At 43.0% G+C, this 22,673-nt stretch carries 23 protein-coding genes; 22 read left to right on the top strand and 1 reads right to left on the bottom strand.

All coding sequences use genetic code 11. From position 1 onward, the window contains the following. Positions 1 to 59 precede the first annotated feature (59 nt). From C9J45_RS16220 to C9J45_RS16115, 22 genes are all read left to right on the top strand, one after another. The gene (locus C9J45_RS16220; protein ID WP_233217811.1) at positions 60 to 1,007 is read left to right on the top strand and encodes an ABC transporter substrate-binding protein; all 948 of its coding nucleotides are present in this window, start codon (positions 60 to 62) and stop codon (positions 1,005 to 1,007) included. After that, a complete protein-coding gene (locus tag C9J45_RS16215) occupies positions 1,000 to 2,034 on the top strand; it encodes an iron ABC transporter permease (protein WP_107292770.1) in 1,035 nt (344 codons plus the stop codon). The genes C9J45_RS16220 and C9J45_RS16215 overlap by 8 nt, the downstream gene beginning before the upstream one ends. Then, positions 2,031 to 2,792, top strand: a complete 762-nt coding sequence (locus C9J45_RS16210; protein WP_107292769.1) for an ABC transporter ATP-binding protein — start codon at positions 2,031 to 2,033, stop codon at positions 2,790 to 2,792. Before C9J45_RS16215 ends, C9J45_RS16210 begins: the two co-directional genes overlap by 4 nt. A 374-nt stretch (positions 2,793 to 3,166) precedes the next feature. Further along, positions 3,167 to 3,613: an FMN-binding protein MioC gene (gene mioC / locus C9J45_RS16205; RefSeq protein WP_107292768.1), complete on the top strand. Its 447-nt coding sequence runs from the start codon at positions 3,167 to 3,169 to the stop codon at positions 3,611 to 3,613. A 426-nt stretch (positions 3,614 to 4,039) separates the two neighbouring features. Continuing rightward, positions 4,040 to 5,929, top strand: a complete 1,890-nt coding sequence (gene mnmG / locus C9J45_RS16200; protein WP_107208089.1) for a tRNA uridine-5-carboxymethylaminomethyl(34) synthesis enzyme MnmG — start codon at positions 4,040 to 4,042, stop codon at positions 5,927 to 5,929. Positions 5,930 to 5,939: 10 nt separating this feature from the next. Continuing rightward, positions 5,940 to 6,560, top strand: a complete 621-nt coding sequence (rsmG, locus tag C9J45_RS16195; protein WP_045153763.1) for a 16S rRNA (guanine(527)-N(7))-methyltransferase RsmG — start codon at positions 5,940 to 5,942, stop codon at positions 6,558 to 6,560. Positions 6,561 to 6,576: 16 nt separating this feature from the next. After that, on the top strand, positions 6,577 to 7,374 hold the full coding sequence (locus tag C9J45_RS16190; RefSeq protein WP_105061258.1) for a ParA family protein: 798 nt from the start codon (positions 6,577 to 6,579) through the stop codon (positions 7,372 to 7,374). An 8-nt stretch (positions 7,375 to 7,382) separates the two neighbouring features. Then, positions 7,383 to 8,282, top strand: a complete 900-nt coding sequence (locus C9J45_RS16185; protein ID WP_107292767.1) for a ParB/RepB/Spo0J family partition protein — start codon at positions 7,383 to 7,385, stop codon at positions 8,280 to 8,282. Between the two features lie 177 nt (positions 8,283 to 8,459). Further along, complete coding sequence (locus C9J45_RS16180; protein ID WP_107208086.1) at positions 8,460 to 8,849, top strand: F0F1 ATP synthase subunit I; 390 nt, start codon at positions 8,460 to 8,462, stop codon at positions 8,847 to 8,849. Between the two features lie 8 nt (positions 8,850 to 8,857). Further along, the gene (gene atpB, locus C9J45_RS16175; RefSeq protein WP_107208085.1) at positions 8,858 to 9,661 is read left to right on the top strand and encodes a F0F1 ATP synthase subunit A; all 804 of its coding nucleotides are present in this window, start codon (positions 8,858 to 8,860) and stop codon (positions 9,659 to 9,661) included. A gap of 64 nt (positions 9,662 to 9,725) precedes the next feature. Continuing rightward, positions 9,726 to 9,983 (top strand): F0F1 ATP synthase subunit C, encoded by a 258-nt coding sequence (atpE, locus tag C9J45_RS16170; RefSeq protein ID WP_005372317.1) that lies wholly within the window; start codon positions 9,726 to 9,728, stop codon positions 9,981 to 9,983. A gap of 79 nt (positions 9,984 to 10,062) precedes the next feature. After that, on the top strand, positions 10,063 to 10,533 hold the full coding sequence (gene atpF, locus C9J45_RS16165; protein ID WP_005372318.1) for a F0F1 ATP synthase subunit B: 471 nt from the start codon (positions 10,063 to 10,065) through the stop codon (positions 10,531 to 10,533). A 16-nt stretch (positions 10,534 to 10,549) separates the two neighbouring features. Further along, positions 10,550 to 11,083 (top strand): F0F1 ATP synthase subunit delta, encoded by a 534-nt coding sequence (atpH, locus tag C9J45_RS16160; RefSeq protein WP_045130846.1) that lies wholly within the window; start codon positions 10,550 to 10,552, stop codon positions 11,081 to 11,083. A gap of 16 nt (positions 11,084 to 11,099) precedes the next feature. Next, positions 11,100 to 12,641 (top strand): F0F1 ATP synthase subunit alpha, encoded by a 1,542-nt coding sequence (gene atpA, locus C9J45_RS16155; protein WP_005372324.1) that lies wholly within the window; start codon positions 11,100 to 11,102, stop codon positions 12,639 to 12,641. Positions 12,642 to 12,685: 44 nt separating this feature from the next. Continuing rightward, a complete protein-coding gene (gene atpG, locus C9J45_RS16150; RefSeq protein ID WP_005372328.1) occupies positions 12,686 to 13,552 on the top strand; it encodes a F0F1 ATP synthase subunit gamma in 867 nt (288 codons plus the stop codon). Between the two features lie 32 nt (positions 13,553 to 13,584). Further along, on the top strand, positions 13,585 to 14,991 hold the full coding sequence (gene atpD / locus C9J45_RS16145) for a F0F1 ATP synthase subunit beta (protein ID WP_107208084.1): 1,407 nt from the start codon (positions 13,585 to 13,587) through the stop codon (positions 14,989 to 14,991). Positions 14,992 to 15,008: 17 nt separating this feature from the next. Next, positions 15,009 to 15,431 (top strand): F0F1 ATP synthase subunit epsilon, encoded by a 423-nt coding sequence (locus tag C9J45_RS16140; protein ID WP_107208083.1) that lies wholly within the window; start codon positions 15,009 to 15,011, stop codon positions 15,429 to 15,431. Positions 15,432 to 15,673: 242 nt separating this feature from the next. Then, a complete protein-coding gene (glmU, locus tag C9J45_RS16135) occupies positions 15,674 to 17,032 on the top strand; it encodes a bifunctional UDP-N-acetylglucosamine diphosphorylase/glucosamine-1-phosphate N-acetyltransferase GlmU (protein ID WP_107292766.1) in 1,359 nt (452 codons plus the stop codon). A 215-nt stretch (positions 17,033 to 17,247) separates the two neighbouring features. Next, on the top strand, positions 17,248 to 18,018 hold the full coding sequence (locus C9J45_RS16130; protein WP_107287978.1) for a DeoR family transcriptional regulator: 771 nt from the start codon (positions 17,248 to 17,250) through the stop codon (positions 18,016 to 18,018). Between the two features lie 25 nt (positions 18,019 to 18,043). Next, complete coding sequence (glmS, locus tag C9J45_RS16125) at positions 18,044 to 19,879, top strand: glutamine--fructose-6-phosphate transaminase (isomerizing) (RefSeq protein ID WP_107292765.1); 1,836 nt, start codon at positions 18,044 to 18,046, stop codon at positions 19,877 to 19,879. A 241-nt stretch (positions 19,880 to 20,120) separates the two neighbouring features. Beyond that, positions 20,121 to 20,498, top strand: coding sequence for a helix-turn-helix transcriptional regulator (locus C9J45_RS16120; protein WP_107208079.1), 378 nt, complete (start codon positions 20,121 to 20,123; stop codon positions 20,496 to 20,498). 168 nt (positions 20,499 to 20,666) lie between these two features. Continuing rightward, positions 20,667 to 21,059 (top strand): helix-turn-helix transcriptional regulator, encoded by a 393-nt coding sequence (locus C9J45_RS16115; RefSeq protein WP_107208078.1) that lies wholly within the window; start codon positions 20,667 to 20,669, stop codon positions 21,057 to 21,059. Between the two features lie 60 nt (positions 21,060 to 21,119). Here C9J45_RS16115 and ilvA read toward each other — a convergent pair whose 3' ends face one another. After that, positions 21,120 to 22,673: a threonine ammonia-lyase, biosynthetic gene (gene ilvA / locus C9J45_RS16110; protein ID WP_107208077.1), complete on the bottom strand. Its 1,554-nt coding sequence runs from the start codon at positions 22,671 to 22,673 to the stop codon at positions 21,120 to 21,122.

Below are 22,673 nucleotides of genomic sequence, written 5' to 3'. Positions count from 1 at the left end.
TCGCTAACTATGACGCCACCTTTTGTTCGCCCAAGGAAGAGCGACAAGCAGCCTTTATCATGCTTTCGATGACTATTATGCGCCAATTTTTTCATGCTTTTTCACTGTGTACCATATTACTACTCAGCAGCCCAAGTAATGCTGAACAAGCAACAACCTACCCGCTTACAGTAATGGATGCGACTCAAAAAATGGTCTCTCTCAACAACCCACCATTGCGTGTATCATCAAAAAGTATGTTCAGTGATCAGGTATTAATTGAATTACTACCAGCTCATCAAATCACAAGCTTAAGTCGATTAAGTAACGATCCGACTTACTCTTTGATCGCTAATAAATTACCGACAACAATCCCACTATTGGATCTGAATATTGAACGCACTATCGCTAACCAACCTGATTTACTGATTGCAGCCAATTGGAGCGACCAACAAAAAGTGAATATCCTGCGTCAAACAGGGATCAATGTTTTTGTATTTAATACCGTATATACATTAGCTGATATTGAAAAAAACATTCTCATGTTAGGTAAATTAGTTAATCAAAACCAACGCGCTCAGCAGTTAGTCGAGACGATGGATCGTAAATTAAAACAACACGTCATCATTCCCAAGCACCGACTTACCGCCGTTGAATACACCCCATGGGGCGCATCAAGCAACCGCCAATCAACCATTAATACCATTTTTGAGCAAGCAGGCTTAATCAATGCCATTGCTGCAACCCAAGGGGATAAATACGGTCAAGTACCACTGGCAAAAGAGCAGTTATTACTTATCAATCCTGATGTCATTATTGTTCCTGGAACCTGTGGTAAAGATACCAATGATAGCAGTAACACCTTTCGTCAGGAGTTATTAAACGATCCTTCACTACAACAATTAAACGCCATAAAACACCACAAAGTGATCTGTTTGCCTCAAGCACTACGTTCAACAGATAGCCAGTATATTGTTGATGCCATTATCTATTTAAACCATCGCGTTTATGGCAAACCTCATGCCTAAATTAGCAACTTCCTATCAGTGGTTACTGACGAGCGTCATCTTTATTATTACTGTTATAGCGTATCTCAGCTTAGGCTCTGTCTCTATCCCAATAACAGATATCACAGGTCTGCTACATACTTATCTCGTCCAAGGTAGCCACGCAGCAGCGGAGCAATATCCACTCGCCAATGCTATCGTGCTCCATATTCGCCTCCCCCGTGCTTGTGCCGCCATATTAGCGGGTGGTGCATTAGCCCTTGCTGGTGCTTGTAGCCAAGGATTATTTAAAAACCCCTTGGCCAGCCCTGATATTTTAGGGATCAGTGCCGGTAGCAGCTTTGCTGCTGTTATCACCATCGTCACAGGGATCAGTGCCACAGCTATAGGTTGGCTACCTCTTTTCACGACTATTGGCGCACTTACTAGCGCTTTATTGGTGTATATGCTCGCGGCTAAATCTCACCAACAAGGACTATTTATTATCTTGGCAGGTCTCGCAGTATCAAGCTTGCTAGGAGGCTTAACCATGGGCGTATTACTGACTGCACAACAATATGAGATCAGCGAGTTTGTCTTCTGGACAATGGGAGGATTAGACTCTCGCATCTGGCAACAGTTGCTATGGCCCACACCGATCATTGTTATTGCAGCAATCGTGCTGTTACGCCATGGCCAAGTTTTAAACTTGCTGGCTTTAGGTGAACAAAATGCCCATGGTATGGGCGTTAATGTCAGGCGCAGCCGATTCACATTACTGGTATTAACCACCGTACTCACCGCAATGGCTATTGCGGTAGCAGGCCCGATTGGCTTTATCGGCTTAATCGTACCGCATTTGGTTCGTCTTCTTTTAGGACCAGATAATCGACGGTTACTGCCATTTTCAGCTATTTTCGGCGCTTTATTTTTATTACTGTGCGATCTTCTAGCGCGAACCGTGATCGCTCCCAATGAATTGAAAACAGGGATCATTACCGCCGTGATTGGTGGCATTTATTTTATTGCCCTATTGATCCGTAGTCAGTACCAAGGGATAGCCCAATGAATACGATCATTCAAGCCAAACACCTTTCTTTTCAGCAAGGAAACAAGCCATTATTAACCGATATCAATTTCACAATTGGCGCAGGTGAACTGGTTGGGATTATTGGTCCAAATGGTGCAGGAAAAAGTACATTATTAAAGTGTTTAGCGGGCTATTTGACGCCGTCATCTGGCGAGATATTTCTCAAAGAAAAACGACTTTCCAGTTATCGTCACCAACAACGTGCACAGCACATGAGTTATCTCCCCCAACATACAGAGCCAGCGTTCGCTTTTTTAGTCAAAGATGTAATTGGTTACGGCCGCTACAGCCACAACAACCCAATAAGTGACAAAGAGTTTAATAGAACCATCCATCAATTAAACATTGAAAAACTATTAAATCAACCACTTAATCAACTATCGGGAGGAGAACAACAACGCGTACACTTTGCTCGTCTATTACTTCAAAACGCTGATTGCATGTTACTGGACGAGCCCACAGCCAGCCTAGATATCGGCCATGAATCTGAGTTAATGAATATCCTCGCAGCGCAATGCCAACAAGGCAAAACGGCGCTGGTGGCAATTCACAACCTCAATACTGCACTTGAGTTCTGCGATCAGTTATTACTTTTACAGCAGGGTGAATTAATTGCCTTTGATACCCCAGATAACGTATTAACTCCTTCTCGATTACATCAGTTATACCAAGATAACATCACGATTTGTCGCCACCCAACATCCGATAAACTTTATCTGACGCCACGAAGAAAATAGATCCTTTCTTTCATCATAAAACGATAGGATCGACCTGTTTGTTATGATCATAAGCCTGTGATTAAAATATCAAGATCGTGTGGGTAAGATCATTAGCGATATATTATCCACAACAGTATGATCTCCAATCTAAGATCATCTATCTACTTTATAACTCGATCTTTTCTTATAAAGTACCCACATATTTTCCTCTTAATTAAGACTTAATTTGCTGGTGGATATCAGTTAGCCATAGATAAGTGAATAAAATGGCGATAACCTACAGCAAAGAATATCTAATTGATGATAAAAATCATCGAAATTAACAATCAACACGAGCTAGATCTTTGCTAATTCAAAGGCTCTAGCTTTTTCTATCTATATAAAGGATAACTATGAGCTCACTTAGCCTTATTACCGGTAGTACTTTAGGTGGCGCTGAATATGTCGCCGATCATTTAGCAGAATTGCTCGAAGATAATGGCCACCAAGCTGAAGTCATCAATCAAGCAGAGTTTTCAGAGCTCGATCAAGACACTATCTGGCTAATCATTTGCTCAACTCACGGTGCTGGCGACTATCCTGATAACTTTTTGCCATTTGTAGAGCAACTCACTCAACAACAACCCACACTGAGCGGTGTTAAATTTGCTGTCATTGGGCTTGGTGATAGTAATTACGATACCTTCTGTGCGGCAGGTAAGAAAATAGAAGGATTATTACTTTCTTTAGGTGCAAACCAGCTCGGTGAACGTCTTGATATTGATGTTTCAGAGACACCAGTGCCTGAAGAGCCTGCTGAAGCATGGTTTAATAACTGGAAAAACTTAATTACTGATTAAAAAACCATCAACAGTTACTCAGTTTCCAGCTTATTTCGATCTTTTTTCTGTGGATAACTATAGATCTAAACGGTGATCAACCCATAGTTATCCATTTAATAACTTATATGACTTCCTCCCCCTGTGCATAAGTAGCTTTTTTGATCCCAGCCTATACACGATCAGATCCAAGCTCCTGCACAAGAAATGATCCTTCTTAAATACATGATCATTAGGATCATTTGTCGGTTATCCACACGATCGTACGATCCTAATAGTAGATCTAATAGAAGATCTCTTTAAAAAGATCTTATATATATTTAAAGAGCGTAATTAAACTGATCAAATGATCTTGATGAAATATTCTCTCTTGCACAGAAAAAGGATAGAATGTCCGCCCTTTGCTCGAGTTAACTCACTGGCTATTTAAATACCTGAGGAAGTTCCATGTTTTACCAGGAAAAATTTGATGTCATCGTTGTGGGTGGTGGTCATGCAGGCACAGAAGCCGCATTGGCAGCAGCCCGAATGGGACAAAAAACCTTACTGTTGACCCATAATATCGATACGTTGGGCCAAATGTCGTGCAACCCAGCTATTGGCGGGATCGGGAAAGGACACCTGGTTAAAGAAGTTGATGCCCTTGGTGGATTAATGGCGCAAGCCATTGATAAAGGTGGTATTCAATTTCGTACACTGAACTCATCGAAAGGTCCTGCAGTACGTGCGACTCGTGCTCAAGCAGACCGCGCATTATACAAAGCAGCTGTTCGTAACGTATTAGAAAACCAAGAAAATCTAATGATTTTCCAACAAGCCGTCACTGATTTAATTGTTGAAAATCACCGAGCTGTTGGTGTTGTAACGGAAATGGGCTTAAAGTTTCATGCCAAAGCCGTTGTGTTAACTGTTGGTACTTTCCTTGGTGGTAAGATCCACATTGGTATGGAAAACTACAGTGGCGGACGTACTGGTGATCCTGCATCGAATGCCCTCGCGGATCGTCTACGCGAATTACCATTACGTGTTGATCGCTTAAAAACAGGTACTCCTCCACGTATTGATGCGCGCAGTGTTGATTTCAGTGTACTTGAAGAGCAGCACGGTGATAACCCGACACCAACATTTTCATTTATGGGTAAGTCGTCGGATCATCCACGTCAAATCCCATGTTTTATTACTTACACCAATGAACGCACACATGAAGTGATCCGCAATAATTTGGATCGTAGCCCAATGTATGCCGGTGTTATTGAAGGAATTGGTCCACGTTACTGTCCTTCGATTGAAGATAAAGTGATGCGTTTTGCAGATAAAAATAGTCACCAGATCTTCATTGAGCCGGAAGGCTTAACGACAAATGAATTATATCCAAACGGGATCTCCACCAGCTTACCGTTTGATGTACAAATGCAAATTGTTCGTTCAATGAAAGGCTTTGAGAACGCAACCATTATGCGTCCAGGTTATGCGATTGAATATGATTTCTTTGACCCTCGCGATCTAAAACAAACCTTCGAAAACAAATATATCGATGGTCTGTTCTTTGCAGGACAAATTAACGGTACGACAGGTTACGAAGAAGCGGCAGCACAAGGCTTAATGGCGGGTATGAACGCCGCGCTTCAAGTTCAAGATAAAGAAGGCTGGAGTCCTCGTCGTGATCAAGCATACATGGGCGTATTGATTGATGATCTATCAACGATTGGTACTAAAGAACCATACCGTATGTTTACTTCTCGTGCCGAATACCGCTTATTGCTTCGTGAAGACAATGCTGATTTACGCTTAACCCCAATGGGTCGTGAGTTTGGTTTAGTTGATGATGCTCGCTGGTCTCGTTTCAATCAAAAAATTGAAAATATGGAACTTGAACGTCAACGTCTGAAAGATATTTGGATCAATCCAAAATCGGATCATGTTGATGAATTAAACAAAATTCTTAAAGCGCCGATCGCTCGTGAAGCGAGTGGTGAAGATCTTCTTCGTCGTCCTGAAGTGACTTACGAACAACTGACAAGCATCGAAACATTTGCACCAGCGCTTGACGATATTGAAGCGCGTGAGCAAGTTGAGATCCAGGTGAAATACCAAGGTTATATTGATCGTCAGCGTGATGAAGTTGAAAAATCCCTGCGTCATGAAACTACTAAGCTGCCATTTGATATTGATTACAGCAATGTTAAAGGCCTATCGAATGAAGTAGTGGTAAAACTTAATGATGCAAAACCTGAATCAATTGGTATGGCATCACGTATTTCAGGTATTACCCCTGCTGCGATTTCGCTGTTATTGGTTTATTTGAAAAAACACGGCTTATTAAAAAAAGGCGAATAAGGGCTAAACAATGAAACAACGATTAGTACAACTTATCGCCCAAACTGAACTGCAGGTCACAGAACAGCAACTTGACCAGCTGATCGGTTATGTAGAACTGCTGCACAAATGGAATAAAGCGTATAATCTGACGTCAGTCCGTGATCCTAACGAAATGTTAGTTAAACATATTATGGATAGTATTGTCGTCAGCCAGTATTTAGATGGCGCTAGTTACATTGATGTTGGAACAGGACCGGGACTGCCAGGTATTCCGTTGGCGATTATGTGTCCTGATAAATCATTTACCTTGTTAGATAGCTTAGGTAAACGCATCCGTTTTATTCGCCAAGTGATCCATGAGCTAAAAATTACCAATGTGACGCCAGTACAAAGTCGCGTTGAAGAGTTTGAAGCCGGTGATGGCTTTGATGCAGTGTTAAGTCGTGCGTTTGCTTCAATGGCCGATATGGTTAACTGGTGCCATCATCTACCAAAATCAGGTGGTCAGTTCCTCGCATTGAAAGGCCAATATAACGAGCAAGAAGCGGCAGAACTGCCAGAATGGTGCTCAGTTATAGAAGTGAAATCTTTACAGGTTCCTGATTTAGAAGGTGAGCGTCATCTAGTAGTCTTGACGGCAAAGGATTAATTGTTGAGGTTTTCTTGTGGGAAGAATCATAGCGGTAGCAAATCAAAAAGGTGGTGTGGGTAAAACCACCACCTGTGTAAATTTAGCAGCATCCTTGGCTGCAACCCAACGTAAAGTATTAGTGGTTGATCTTGATCCACAAGGTAATGCAACCATGGCCAGTGGGGTTGATAAATACCAAGTTGATGCCACCGCTTATGATCTTTTGGTCGAGGAAACGCCATTTAATGACGTTGTTATAAAAGAAACGACGGGGGGCTATCATTTGATAGCCGCTAATGGTGATGTCACTGCTGCTGAAATAAAGTTGATGGAAGTGTTTGCCCGTGAAGTGCGTCTACGTACTGCACTTGCCAAGGTTCGTGATGACTACGACTATATTTTTATTGACTGTCCCCCTTCGCTAAACTTACTCACCATTAATGCTATGACAGCGGCGGATTCCGTATTAGTGCCGATGCAATGTGAGTATTTTGCTCTTGAAGGCTTAACAGCATTAATGGATACCATTAGCAAGTTAACAGCGGTGGTGAATAGTGAACTTAAAATAGAAGGTTTACTGCGCACCATGTTTGATCCTCGGAATAGATTAGCTAACGAAGTCTCTCAACAGCTGAAAAAACACTTTGGTGACAAAGTGTATCGTACCGTTATTCCACGCAATGTCCGTTTAGCAGAAGCGCCAAGCCATGGTCGTCCTGCGATGTATTACGATAAGTATTCTAGTGGCGCTAAAGCCTATTTAGCGCTCGCGGGTGAAATGATTCGTCGTGATGAATTAGCATTACAAACGGTGACTTCTGAGGACGCATAAGGCTTTTCATGAATTTTAATAAACGTGGTTTAGGCAAAGGCCTTGATGCCTTGCTTTCTACCAGTGCAGTCGCACAAGCTAAGCAACAAACCCATCAACAAACAGCACTTTCGACTTCAAACAATGACAGTGAATTACGGGACCTTGCGATTGAACTGCTGCAATCAGGTCAGTTCCAGCCGCGTAAATCGATGGCTGATGATACGCTTGCGGAGCTTGCTGAATCGATTCAAGCCCAAGGGATCATTCAACCTATTGTTGTTCGACGTTTAGCTGATCAACGTTTTGAAATTATTGCCGGTGAGCGTCGTTGGCAAGCGGCTAAAATCGCAGGATTAACGACGGTGCCTTGTTTGGTTAAAAGCGTTGATGATCGCGCGACAATTGCTATTGCGTTGATTGAAAATATTCAACGTGAAGATCTCAATGTAATAGAAGAAGCGGTGGCTTTAGCACGACTACAGCAAGAGTTTTCACTGACTCACCAGCAAATTGCTGAAGCGGTCGGGAAATCACGTGCTGCCGTCTCTAACTTATTGCGTTTAAACCAGTTAAGCGAGCCTGTTAAACAATTAGTGGAGCAGAAAAAACTCGAAATGGGTCATGCAAGGGCTTTATTATCCTTAGATGAAACACAACAGTTAGCTGTAGCACAAAAAATTGTCAATAATTTGTTAACTGTGCGTGAAACTGAAAAACTGGTTAAAACACTTTTAAATCCATCAATACCTAAAGTGCCTGCATCAAAAAGTGAACATGTTGTTTTATTACAAAACAGGCTAACTGAGCAATTAGGCACTAAGGTGGCGATTAATCAAACTAAAAGTGGCAAAGGAAAAATCGTTATTAACTTTGAACAGCAAGACAAGTTAGAGCAAATTCTTGCAATTCTCGATAATAAAATGTGATGTTAGAGCTGCAATTTTTGTTAAAAAAATAACATCATCGTGATCAAGTTAGAGTGTTGTAAAATCTAACTGTTTTTTTTGCTGCTATTTGATTGCAATCAATCTAATGAGCCGTATAATTTTCGCTGTTTTCCCAAGCACGGATTGTGTAAAGGAATGGACTCGAGGAACGAATACATGGTATCGACGCTAGCTAAACCGGGACGCCAACTGGCAAAACGGTTGTTGTTACTACAATCTGGCGTCGTGATAGCAACGGCATTAACGGCAGTTTTTGCTGTCAATGTTGACTGGGGAATCTCTGCATTGATTGGCGGTGGCATCTTTGTTATTGCCAATACTGTCTTCGCGATGTGTGCCTTCATGTTTAGTGGTGCTAGGAATGCACGGCTAGTCATGGCGTCATTTTATGGCGGAGAAGTGCTTAAAATTCTTATCACAGTCATCCTTTTTGCCATTGCTTACCTGTATATGGGAGTGGAACTTGTTCCTCTCAAACTAACCTATTTGCTGGCCCTTGGTATTAATATTTTTGGACCGGTTTTATTCATTAACAACAACAAATAGGATGAGTTATGGCTGCGCAAGGTGAAGCGCTAACGTCTGCAAGTTATATCACTCACCACTTGACCAACTTATCAACCGATAAATTGGGCTTAGTGAGTGAAGGTAGCTTTTGGGCGGTAAACATAGATAGCCTTATCTTCTCTGTTTTGACCGGTTTAGCTTTTCTATGGCTATTTCGTTCAGTAGCGAAGAAGGCATCATCAGGAGTTCCAAGTAAAGTACAATGTTTTGTCGAAATGGTTGTTGAATTCGTTGATACCAACGTCAAAGATACTTTCCATGGCCGCAATCCACTTGTAGCTCCGTTAGCACTAACTATTTTCTGCTGGATTTTACTGATGAATATCATGGACCTTGTGCCTATTGATTTCATTCCGTATGCCGCACAAAGTATCGGGATCCCTTATATGAAAGTGGTTCCAAGTGCTGACGTTAACATCACCATGGCAATGGCGCTAGGCGTGTTCGCATTGATGATTTACTACAGCATCAAAGTGAAAGGTCTTGTCGGTTTTGCTAAAGAACTGGCTCTTCACCCGTTCAATCACCCTATCATGATCCCGTTTAACCTTCTTCTTGAAGTGGTATCGCTATTAGCGAAGCCTATTTCACTAGGTATGCGTTTATTCGGTAACATGTTTGCAGGTGAGGTGGTGTTTATCCTAATCGCGGCACTAATGCCGTGGTGGGCTCAATGGCTAGGCTCGGTACCGTGGGCTATTTTCCACATTCTGGTCATTACAATTCAAGCTTTCGTATTCATGATGTTAACTATCGTGTACCTGTCTCAGGCACATGAAGACAATCATTAACGATTTTTTGTAACATTTTTTATTATATTGGCGTTTTGCCGACAACTATAAACTGGAGATAGTGATGGAAACTTTACTAAGCTTTTCTGCAATTGCCGTGGGCATCATTGTAGGTCTTGCTTCCCTTGGTACAGCGATCGGCTTCGCACTTCTAGGTGGTAAATTCCTTGAGGGTGCTGCACGTCAACCTGAAATGGCTCCAATGCTTCAAGTTAAGATGTTCATCATCGCTGGTCTACTTGATGCGGTACCAATGATCGGTATCGTAATCGCGCTGCTATTCACATTCGCAAACCCATTTGTTGGTCAGCTAGCTGGTTAATAAATCGTAATGTCAGCTTGTTTCAAGCTGACATTAAGTAGCAAATGGACTCTAGCAACCCTTTTAAAGGAGATGCGTTGTGAATATGAATGCAACTTTGCTGGGTCAAGCTATCGCTTTCTTCCTCTTCGTGGTGTTCTGCATGAAATATGTATGGCCACCGATTATGGAAGCGATTGAAGAACGTCAGAAAAAAATTGCTGACGGCTTGGCTGCCGCAGATCGCGCAGCTAAAGACCTTGACCTTGCACAAGCGAATGCTTCTGATCAACTAAAAGAAGCGAAACGCGCTGCGAGCGAGTTGATCGAGCAAGCAAACAAGCGTAAAGCTCAAATTATCGATGAAGCGAAAACGGAAGCACAAACTGAGCGCGAGAAAATCCTTGCGCAAGGTATGGCTGAAATTGAAGCGGAACGTAATCGTGCTCGTGATGAGTTAAGAAAACAAGTTGCAACTCTAGCTGTGATTGGTGCTGAGAAGATCATTGAGCGCTCCATTGATGTGGATGCTCAAGCCGATATTCTTAACAAAGTCACTGCAGAACTGTAATTAAAGGGGCAAGCATATGTCACAAATGACTACAATCGCACGCCCCTACGCTAAAGCAGCTTTTGACTTTGCGGTCGAGACGAACCAATTAGCACAGTGGGCAGAAATGCTGAACTTTGCTAGTGAAGTAGCAAAAAATGACACTATGCAGGATGTACTGGATAGCGGATTTGCTGCGGATAAGCTAACTGAAATTTTTGTTTCAGTATGCGGTGAGCAACTCGATGAATTCGGTCAAAACCTTCTAAAGGTGATGGCTGAAAATGGACGCCTTAAGGCGCTACCTGATGTCTGTGATGAATTCATGCTGATGAAACATGAGCATGAGCACACCATCGAAGCGACAGTAATTTCTGCTATTGCTTTAGATGATAATCAACTAGATGCCATTAGCGTGAAACTTGAGCAGCGTTTAGCGCGTAAAGTTATGCTGACTTGCAGTGTAGACGAGACCCTGATTGCCGGGGTTGTAATTAGAGCTGGAGACCTTGTTATCGATAACTCTGTACGGGGCAAATTGAACCGTCTGAGCGATACTTTGCAGTCTTGATTTGGGGAATTGGAGCATGCAACTTAATTCCACGGAAATTAGCGCACTGATCAAACAACGTATTGAAAACTTCAACGTTGTAAGTGAAGCGCGTAACGAAGGTACTATCGTTTCTGTAAGCGACGGTATTATTCGTATCCATGGCCTTGCTGACGTAATGCAAGGTGAAATGATTGAACTACCAGGCGGACTATTCGCACTAGCACTTAACCTTGAGCGTGACTCGGTAGGTGCAGTTGTAATGGGCCCTTATGCTTCTCTACAGGAAGGCATGAAGGTAACCGGTACTGGTCGTATTCTTGAAGTACCTGTAGGTCCTGCGCTACTTGGTCGTGTTGTAAACACACTAGGTCAGCCTATCGATGGTAAAGGTCCAATTGAAACAGAGACATTCTCTCCTGTTGAAGTAATTGCACCGGGTGTAATCGATCGTAAATCTGTTGATCAACCAGTACAAACTGGTTACAAAGCAGTTGACTCAATGATCCCAATCGGCCGTGGTCAGCGTGAGCTTATCATCGGTGACCGTCAGACTGGTAAAACAGCGATGGCTATCGATGCCATCATCAACCAGAAAAATTCTGGTATCTACTCTGTGTATGTGGCTATTGGCCAGAAAGCTTCAACTATCGCTAACGTAGTTCGTAAGCTGGAAGAGCACGGCGCACTGGAAAACACTATCGTAGTTGTAGCATCAGCATCAGAAGCTGCTGCGCTACAATACCTAGCACCATACTCTGGTTGTGCGATGGGTGAATACTTCCGTGACCGCGGCGAAGATGCACTGATCGTATACGATGACCTGTCTAAGCAGGCTGTTGCTTACCGTCAAATCTCACTATTGCTTAAGCGTCCACCAGGCCGTGAAGCATTCCCTGGTGATGTTTTCTACCTTCACTCGCGTCTTCTAGAGCGTGCTTCTCGTGTAAGCGAGCACTATGTTGAGAAATTCACTAATGGTGAAGTGAAAGGTCAAACCGGATCGCTAACGGCACTACCGATTATCGAAACCCAAGCGGGTGACGTATCGGCATTCGTACCGACTAACGTTATCTCTATCACCGATGGTCAGATCTTCCTACAAACAGAGCTATTCAACGCTGGTATTCGTCCTGCTGTTGACCCAGGTATCTCTGTATCGCGTGTAGGTGGTGCTGCCCAAACCAAGATCATTAAGAAACTGTCGGGTGGTATTCGTACCGCACTTGCACAGTACCGTGAACTTGCAGCGTTTGCACAGTTCTCGTCTGACCTTGATGACGCCACTAAGAAACAGCTAGATCATGGTCAGAAAGTAACTGAACTGATGAAGCAAAAACAATACGCGCCAATGTCTGTATTTGAGCAAGCGGTTGTTATCTTTGCAGCTGAAAAAGGCTACTTGAATGATGTTGAGCTAACTAAGCTTGCTGATTTCGAAGCAGCGTTACTTTCTTACGCGAAAGGTCAGTTTGCTGAGCTTGTAGCTCAGATAGATGAAACGGGTGCTTACAACGATGAAATCGCTGCGCAGTTTGCAAAACTGCTAGAAGATTTCAAAGCGACCCAGACTTGGTAATTGGTTGGTGATCGCTTGCGATCACCTTCTAACGGAGAGTAACGATGGCCGGCGCAAAAGAGATTCGTAACAAGATCGGTAGTGTTAAAAACACGCAAAAGATCACTAAAGCGATGGAAATGGTGGCTGCTTCTAAAATGCGTAAAACGCAGGAAGCAATGGAGTCATCACGTCCATACGCACAAACTATGCGCAAAGTGATCGGTCATATCGCCCTTGGTAGCCTCGAGTATAAGCATCCTTATCTTGAAGAGCGTGAAGCCAAGCGCGTTGGTTACATCATTGTTTCAACTGACCGTGGTTTGTGTGGTGGCTTGAACATTAACTTGTTCAAAAAAGCGATCACCGATATTAAAACATGGTCAGATAAAGGTGCCGATGTTGATTTAGCGCTAATTGGAGCTAAAGCAACAGCATTCTTTAATAGCTACGGCGGTAACGTAGCAGCTCAAGTATCAGGCCTTGGTGACACGCCAAGTGTTGATGAGTTGATCGGTACTGTTGGCGTAATGCTGAAGAAATATGATGAAGGCCAACTGGATCGTCTGTATGTGGTTTACAACCAGTTTGTAAATACCATGGTACAGCAACCAGTGATTGATCAATTGTTGCCTTTGCCTAAGTCAGAAGACGAAGAAATGCAGCGCAACCATTCTTGGGATTATATTTATGAGCCCGAGCCTAAACCGCTACTAGATACCCTATTGGTTCGCTATGCCGAATCACAAGTGTACCAAGGTGTGGTTGAGAACCTTGCCAGTGAGCAAGCGGCACGAATGGTAGCGATGAAAGCTGCAACAGATAATGCAGGGGATCTGATTGATGAACTGCAACTTGTGTACAACAAAGCCCGTCAGGCTGCGATCACACAAGAACTGTCAGAAATCGTTTCTGGCGCATCTGCTGTTTAAGGCAAAGAATTAATAAGTTTAGAGGATTAACGATGGCTACAGGTAAGATCGTACAGATCATCGGTGCGGTAGTCGACGTAGAGTTTCCACAGGACTCTGTACCACAGGTATACGATGCCCTTCATGTTGATGCGAAAGAGAACGGTACACTAGTACTGGAAGTTCAGCAGCAACTTGGTGGTGGTGTTGTTCGTGGTATCGCTATGGGTACTTCTGATGGCTTACGTCGTGGTTTGTCTGTTGAAAACACAGGCCGCCCAATTGAAGTGCCAGTAGGTACAGCGACTTTAGGACGTATCATGAACGTTCTTGGTCAACCTATTGATGAGTGTGGTGAGATCGGTGAGCAAGAGCGTTACGCTATTCACCGTGAAGCACCAAGCTATGAAGATCAGTCAAACGTAACTGAACTCCTAGAAACAGGTGTCAAAGTTATCGACTTAATCTGTCCATTCGCTAAGGGTGGTAAGATCGGTCTGTTTGGTGGTGCGGGTGTTGGTAAGACTGTTAACATGATGGAACTTATCAACAACATCGCCCTAAAACACTCAGGTTTATCTGTGTTTGCAGGTGTTGGTGAGCGTACACGTGAAGGTAACGATTTCTACTTTGAAATGCAGGAAGCAGGTGTTGTTAACATCGAAAAACCTGAAGAATCAAAAGTAGCAATGGTTTACGGTCAGATGAACGAGCCACCAGGTAACCGTCTACGTGTTGCATTGACTGGCCTTACTATGGCTGAGCGTTTCCGTGACGAAGGTCGTGACGTACTGTTATTTATCGATAACATCTACCGTTACACCCTTGCAGGTACTGAAGTATCAGCACTACTAGGTCGTATGCCATCTGCCGTAGGTTACCAGCCTACACTAGCAGAAGAGATGGGTGTACTTCAGGAGCGTATCACGTCAACGAAGTCTGGTTCTATCACGTCAGTTCAGGCGGTATACGTACCTGCCGATGACTTGACTGACCCATCACCAGCAACAACCTTTGCTCACTTAGATGCAACAGTTGTACTTTCGCGTCAGATCGCATCGCTAGGTCTATACCCTGCGATCGACCCATTGGATTCAACATCACGTATGCTTGATCCATTGGTTGTAGGTCAAGAGCACTACGACATTGCTCGTGGCGTTCAGAGCCTACTTCAACGTTATAAAGAGCTAAAAGACATCATCGCTATTCTTGGTATGGACGAGCTATCTGAAGAAGATAAGCAAGCTGTATCACGTGCACGTAAGATTGAACGTTTCCTAACTCAGCCTTACCACGTAGCAGAAGTCTTTACTGGTGACCCAGGTATCTACGTAACGTTGAAAGACACACTACGTAGCTTTAAAGGCTTATTAGCGGGTGAATACGACGATATCCCAGAGCAGGCATTTATGTACTGTGGTGCGATTGAAGACGTATTAGAAAACGCGAAGAAGCTGTAAGCTAATTAGGAGGCGACATGGCAGCGATAACTTTCCAGTTGGAAGTAGTCAGTGCTGAGAAACGTCTGTTCTCTGGTCGTGCTGAAAATATTCAAGTAACGGGTAGTGAAGGTGAGCTAGGTATTCATGCCGGCCACACGCCACTACTTACAGCTATTACCCCTGGCATGGTACGTATTACCAAGCAAGGTGGTGAGGAAGATGTAATCTATCTTTCTGGCGGTATGCTTGAAGTTCAGCCTTCTGCAGTGACGGTATTAGCCGATACAGCTATTCGTGGTATTGATTTAGACGCCGCGAAAGCAGAAGAAGCTAAGCGTCAAGCTGAGGAGCGCATCCATAATCAGCATGGCGATATTGACTTCGCACAGGCAGCCAGTGATTTAGCGAAAGCCATTGCTCAGCTTCGAGTAATTGAACTAACTAAACGCGCACGCTAGTCTGACGCTAAAGTAATATAAAAAGCGACCATTAAGGTCGCTTTTTTTATTGCTAAAAATCTTATTGATTGATGTTGTTTGGGGATATTTATTATTACAAAAATGATTTTCTATTAAGACTTTTGCGAGGTACACCTGTTATTTCTTAGTGAGAATTAAACAATTACGCTTAAATCTAGTGGAACTTGACGGTACAATACCAATTAAATAACAAATTTATGCATCAAGAGGGACATCCCATCATGCGCTTTAGTGCTGTGATTTTAGCTGCGGGAAAAGGCACCCGTATGTATTCTAACTTGCCAAAAGTACTTCATACTTTAGCCGGAAAGCCGATGGTCAAACATGTGATTGACACATGTAATGATCTTGGTGCGAAAAATATTAATTTAGTTTATGGCCATGGTGGTGACACCATGCAACAAGTATTGGCTCAAGAATCAGTCAATTGGGTACTACAGGCTGAGCAATTAGGAACAGGACACGCGGTTAATCAAGCGACCCCGAACCTTGCTGATGATGAAAAAGCATTGATTTTATACGGTGATGTGCCACTGATTAGTGCACAAACGTTAGAAAACCTGCTTGATGCTCAGCCTGATGGTGGCATTGCCTTACTAACCGTTGTTCTTGATGATCCAAGTGGTTACGGTCGTATTGTGCGTCGTAATGGTCCCGTAGTTGCGATTGTAGAGCAAAAAGATGCCACTGAAGAGCAAAAGCTCATAAAAGAAATCAATACTGGTGTCATGGTGGCTAATGGCGGTGATCTTAAGCGTTGGTTAGCGGCGCTTAAAAATGATAATGCGCAAGGTGAATATTACCTAACCGATATTATTGAGATTGCCCATGATGAAGGTCGTGCCGTCGAAGCGGTGCACCCTGTAAGCCCTATTGAGGTTGAAGGTGTAAATAACCGTATTCAACTTGCGCGCCTTGAGCGAGCTTTCCAAGCTCAACAAGCTGAGCGTTTATTAGAGCAAGGTGTGATGTTACGTGATCCTGCTCGTTTTGATTTACGTGGCGAATTACAATGCGGTACCGATGTTGAAATTGATGTTAACGTGGTGATTGAAGGCAGCGTTAGTATTGGTGATAACGTCGTGATTGGCGCCGGTTGTGTGCTTAAAGATTGTGAGATTGATGATAACTCAATTATCAGCCCATACAGTGTGATTGATGGTGCGACGGTAGGTGAAGCCTGTACGGTCGGTCCATTTGCTCGTTTACGTCCAGGTACGGAGCTTCAAGCTCAAGCGCATGTGGGTAATTTTGTTGAAATCAAGCAAACGCGTTTAGGTGAAGGCTCTAAAGCGGGTCATTTAACTTACCTTGGTGATGCTGAGATTGGTGCTAACGTCAATATAGGTGCAGGTACTATTACTTGTAACTACGATGGCGCGAACAAATTTAAAACTGAAATTGGCGATGATGTATTTGTTGGCTCTGATACTCAACTTATCGCCCCAGTTAAAGTTGCAAGCGGTGCAACCATTGGTGCCGGTGCAACGATTAATCGTAATGTTGGAGAAGGTGAGTTAGTGATCACTCGCGCACCCGCACGAACGATTCAAGGCTGGAAACGCCCAACCAAGAAGTAATTTTCAATTACGTTATCATTTTTAAAGCAGGAGTTTCTCCTGCTTTTTTATTGTCTATCTCCAACCCCCGCCCCTATATTCCTCTAGCTTTTCCATTCCAGTAGTTATTTCGAGAGAAAAATTATACCGAATCTGCATATTTGTTATTGATCGATTAATTTTTAAAACGCTATACTAAGTTTCAAACTGAAACTTAATCTATCATTTCAAAACTTATGTCTAAACGTAATACGCAACAACGTCGCCATGCTATTGCAGCTATGGTTGGTATTGAAGGTGAAGTTAGTGTGGATACACTTGCTAGTCACTTCTCGACCTCTGAGGTCACAATTCGTAAAGATCTCGCGGCATTAGAAAGTTCTGGCTTATTGCTACGCCGATACGGTGGCGCCATTGCTATGCCGAGTGAAATAGTTGCAACTGGCTTAGAAGAAAAAGTTTCAGAACGAAAGTCAGCGATTGCGATTGCTGCCGCTGATCTGATCCGAGATCACAATCGCATTATCGTTGATTGTGGTAGTACAACAGCAGCATTAATTAACCTACTAAGCACTAAACAAGGCTTAGTGGTAATGACTAATTCTTTGCAAGTCGCGAATGCACTAAATGCACTTGAAAATGAACCGACCTTATTGATGACGGGCGGTACATGGGATCCGCATTCGGAATCATTTCAAGGCAAAGTTGCAGAATCCGTATTGCGTTCATACGATTTTGATCAGCTATTTATTGGTGCTGATGGCATTGATATCACGCGTGGCACAACCACCTTTAATGAGCTGACGGGGCTAAGTCGAGTGATGGCGGAAGTTTCTCGCGAAGTGGTGGTAATGATTGAGTCTTGTAAGGTCGGACGAAAAATTCCGAATTTAGAGTTAACGTGGCAAGGGATCGATACTTTAATTACCGATGATGGCATGAGTGATGCTGATACTGTTGCAATAGAACAACAGGGTGTGCGCGTGATTCGTGCCTATAGTGAATAATAACAAGTTATAAAGGATAGCAGTTATGTGTGGGATTGTAGGTGCGGTAGCACAACGTGATGTAGCAGAGATATTAGTCGAGGGCTTACGTCGATTAGAATATCGCGGGTATGACTCATCAGGTCTTGCCGTTGTTGATGAACAATTTAAATTACAACGCTTACGACGTATGGGGAAAGTTCAAGTCTTAGCTGAGGCGGTTAATGAAACGCAAGTTATTGGTGGAACGGGGATCGCGCATACACGTTGGGCAACACATGGTGAACCCTCAGAAGCTAACGCCCACCCTCATGTCTCTGGTGAGCATATAGCGATTGTTCATAATGGGATTATTGAGAATCACCAAGCATTGCGTGATCTATTACAACAACGAGGTTATGTTTTTCATTCTCAAACCGATACTGAAGTAATTGCACATTTAGTTGAGTGGGAACTGCGAACTGCCGATTCTTTATTAGCCGCTGTGAAGCAAGCTGTTGCTCAACTAGAAGGCGCTTATGGTACCGTAGTGATGGATAGTCGCGATCCGGAACGTTTGGTTGTTGCGCGCTCTGGTAGCCCGTTGGTGATCGGATTAGGTGTAGGTGAAAACTTTATTGCGTCTGATCAATTGGCTTTGCTGAATGTGACTCGTCGCTTTATGTTTTTAGAAGAAGGTGATGTTGCCGAAGTCACCCGTCGTGATATTCGAGTTTATAATCAACAAGATGAGTTGGTTGAACGTGAAGTCACCGAATCTCATATTCAACATGATGATACGGATAAAGGTCATTATCGTCACTATATGCAAAAAGAGATCTTTGAGCAGCCAAGCGCTCTGATCAATACCATGGAAGGCAGGATCCGCAACAATCGCGTGATCTTGGAAAGTTTTGGTAATGAAGCGAAAACGATCTTTGATCATGTTGAGCATATTCAAATTATTGCTTGTGGTACCTCCTATAACGCGGGCATGGTGGCACGTTACTGGTTTGAATCTATTGCAGGAATTAGCTGTGATGTTGAAATTGCCTCTGAATTTCGCTACCGCAAATTTGTTACCCGTCCAAATAGCTTACTGATCACCCTTTCTCAATCAGGTGAAACAGCAGATACCTTAGCGGCACTGCGTTTAGCAAAAGAAAAAGGCTATATGGCTGCGATGACAATTTGTAATGTTGCAGGCTCATCTTTGGTACGTGAATCTGATTTAGCTTTTATGACCCGCGCGGGGGCTGAAATTGGGGTCGCATCAACTAAAGCGTTTACTACGCAGTTAGTCGCGTTATTAATGCTTGTAACTGCATTAGGTAAGCAGCAAGGTACGATTGATAATGAGCAAGAAGAAAAAATCGTTCATTCACTACAGCAATTACCAAGCTTTATTGAGAAAGCATTAACGCTTGATAAGTCGATTGAGCTATTGGCTGAAGAATTCAGCGATAAACAACATGCATTATTTTTAGGTCGTGGTGAGTTCTACCCGATTGCTGTTGAAGCTTCACTTAAATTAAAAGAGATCTCGTACATTCATGCAGAGGCTTATGCGGCTGGTGAATTAAAGCATGGCCCACTTGCGTTAGTTGATGCTGAGATGCCTGTTATCGTGGTGGCACCTACCAATGATTTATTAGAAAAGCTCAAATCTAATATTGAAGAAGTACGTGCTCGCGGTGGCTTACTGTATGTGTTTGCCGATAGTGAAGCTGGATTTGAAGAGACCAGCGGCATGAAAATCATGACCATGCCCAGTGTGGATGAAATCATCGCACCGATTTTTTATACCATTCCGATGCAGTTGTTGTCGTATCACGTGGCTTTAATTAAAGGTACTGATGTTGATCAGCCTCGTAATTTAGCCAAAGCGGTGACTGTTGAGTAATGTCAAATGAGAAAAGGCGCAACTTGCGTCTTTTTTATCGGTACTCTTGATAACGTTTACCGTGTTGCGAAATAAAAAAATGCCTGATTATCCATACGATGTGCGATTCAAATTAAGAATAAAAGTCTGCTTTGATTTTATCTTATTGAATATTAAGAATTAAAAAAAATGAAAAATTGGCTCATCATCTGCACTGCAACAAATAGTGAAGCGTTCTTCACTATCTGATTGGAGAAGGTGTATGACAGAGCCAAAGACAAAGATTGCCGCTAGGATCAAGGAGGCTCGTGAATGGAAAGGATTAACCCAAGTACATATGGCCCAGCAGTTGAAAGTCGCTCGCCAAACGTATCTTGATCTAGAGACCGGAAAAACAGAGCCTAAAGTACGATTATTGTCTGAGATCTCGGAGATCACTGAGAGGCCATTAACTTGGTTTGTTTATGGTGATGAAGGGATTGAAATTTTAGAAAGTGAGTATAAGGAAGAAATTGATCGCTTATTGCAATTTTTTAGTCACTTGCCACATTCTGCTCGCCACGTTATTTTGCAGCAATGTATCAACTTAGCGAGTTTTATGGCGGAATACACCCGTGCTTTAACACATAAAAATAAGTAGCGAATAACGATCTTCCTTGGTGCCTACTTAATTGTTCATTTCGATCTTTTTATTGTCTATCTTTGATGACAGTGAATATGGCGTATCACATTTTTGTACTAGCACCCATAGACATCTATTTTAGCGAAGAATAGTTTAAACAAAGTTTATGGGTTTAGTGCGGTATAAATGTCGATGATGAGTGAATATAGTGTTGAGCGTGAGATTAATAACGCAATAACAGAAATAGCGCATATTGCACAAAAGATTCGAGAAGCGAGAGAATGGAAAGGGGTCACTCAAGTGAGTATGGCTAAGCAGCTAGGTGTTGCTCGTCAAACTTACCTTGATGTAGAGTCGGGGAAAACAGAGCCTCGAATATTAATGCTAATGAATATAGCAAAGATAACAGGGCGTCCTTTGCATTGGTTTATTTCAGACGACAGTACACCTGAATATGGTGATATCAATCGATTATCGGTTATGTATGCGCAGGTACCTTCTCCTTTACGCCAAAAAATGATCGAACAAAATATTAATTTGATTTCCTGTTGCCTTGAATATGTTTCAAACAGTCGTTAATCATGTTGATTGTTATAAAAAAAGCAGCGATTACGCTGCTTTTTTGTTAGGGACTATTCATTACTGAGCAAGAAAAAACTTATAGGCTGGATTTTCTGTTTCGTCTTTCCATTGATAGCCCAATTCGCGTAAGTGGCTAGTAAATGACAGCAAATCTTTGTCTTCAAGTTCAAAGCCACATAAAACACGACCATAATCTGCCCCATGATTACGATAATTAAATAAGCTAATATTCCAATGACAACCAAGGGTATTTAAAAAGCGAATAAGTGCACCTGGGTATTCAGGGAACTCAAAGCTATATAAACGTTCTTTAAGCGGTTTTGATGGCCTACCCCCAATCATATAACGAACATGGACTTTCGCCATTTCGTCATCAGATAAATCGACCACCGGATATCCGCCTTTTCGCAGATCTTTAATGATGCCATCAAGTTCTTCTTGGCCTTGCATTAAACGCACACCGACAAAAACATTGGCCAGCGCATCATCGTTATAACGGTAGTTAAACTCGGTTACCGCTCTCCCCCCAATCAAATGGCAGAAATCAAGAAAAGCCCCAGGACGTTCAGGGATCGTAACGGCTAATAACCCTTCACGTTTTTCACCTAACTCACAACGTTCTGAAACATAGCGTAGACCATGAAAATTCAAGTTTGCGCCTGATAAAATCGCAGCAAGTTGCTGGTCGCGGATTTGATGCAGCTCGACGTATTTTTTTAGCCCAGCAAGAGAAAGTGCCCCCGAAGGTTCAGCAATCGCGCGGGTATCTTCAAAGATATCTTTAACCGCCGAGCAAATTTCATCACTGCTGACCGTGATAACATCATCAAGGTATTGCTGACATAAACGGAAGGTTTCACTACCAATACGTTTCACAGCTACACCATCAGCAAACATGCCGACTTGATCTAATGTGACTGGTTGGCCTGCATCAAGCGCTGCTTTTAAACAGGCAGAATCTTCAGCCTCAACCCCAACCACTTTAATTTCAGGTAGTAGCTGTTTGAGTAAAACGGCAACGCCTGCCGCCAAACCACCGCCACCAACCGGTACAAAAACACAATCAAGATGACCATTTTGTTGCACCAACTCAATACCAATTGTGCCTTGTCCTGCGATCACCGATGGGTGATCGAAAGGAGGGATAAAGGTATAGCCGTGTTGTTGCGCTAATTGTTCGGCATAGCCCTTAGCTTCATCAAAATTACTGCCATGCAGCACTACAATACCACCAAAACTACGTACCGCATCCACCTTGATATCAGGTGTCGTACGTGGCATCACAATCGTGGCTTTAACCCCGAGTTGCTGGCTTGATAAAGCAAGACCTTGTGCATGATTACCGGCAGAGGCTGCAATCACTCCTGCCGCTTTTTGCGGCTCAGTCAGCTGCGACATCATGTTATAAGCGCCACGTAACTTAAACGAGTGAACCGGCTGGCGATCTTCTCGTTTTAGTTGGATCTGATTTGCAATCCTTGCGCTCAGACGAGACATATTTTGCAATGGGGTGACTTGTGCCACCTCATATACTGGCGCTCGAAGGATATTGCGAAGATAGTCGGCTCCGCTAAGTAGCACTTCATCCGTGGCCTGTTTCACTTCGCTCAT

The organism is Photobacterium sp. GB-1 (assembly GCF_003026165.1).
Taxonomy (GTDB): Bacteria; Pseudomonadota; Gammaproteobacteria; order Enterobacterales; family Vibrionaceae; genus Photobacterium.
Note: the sequence above shows the minus strand (reverse complement) of the source record. Positions and strands in the feature narration are given on the sequence as shown.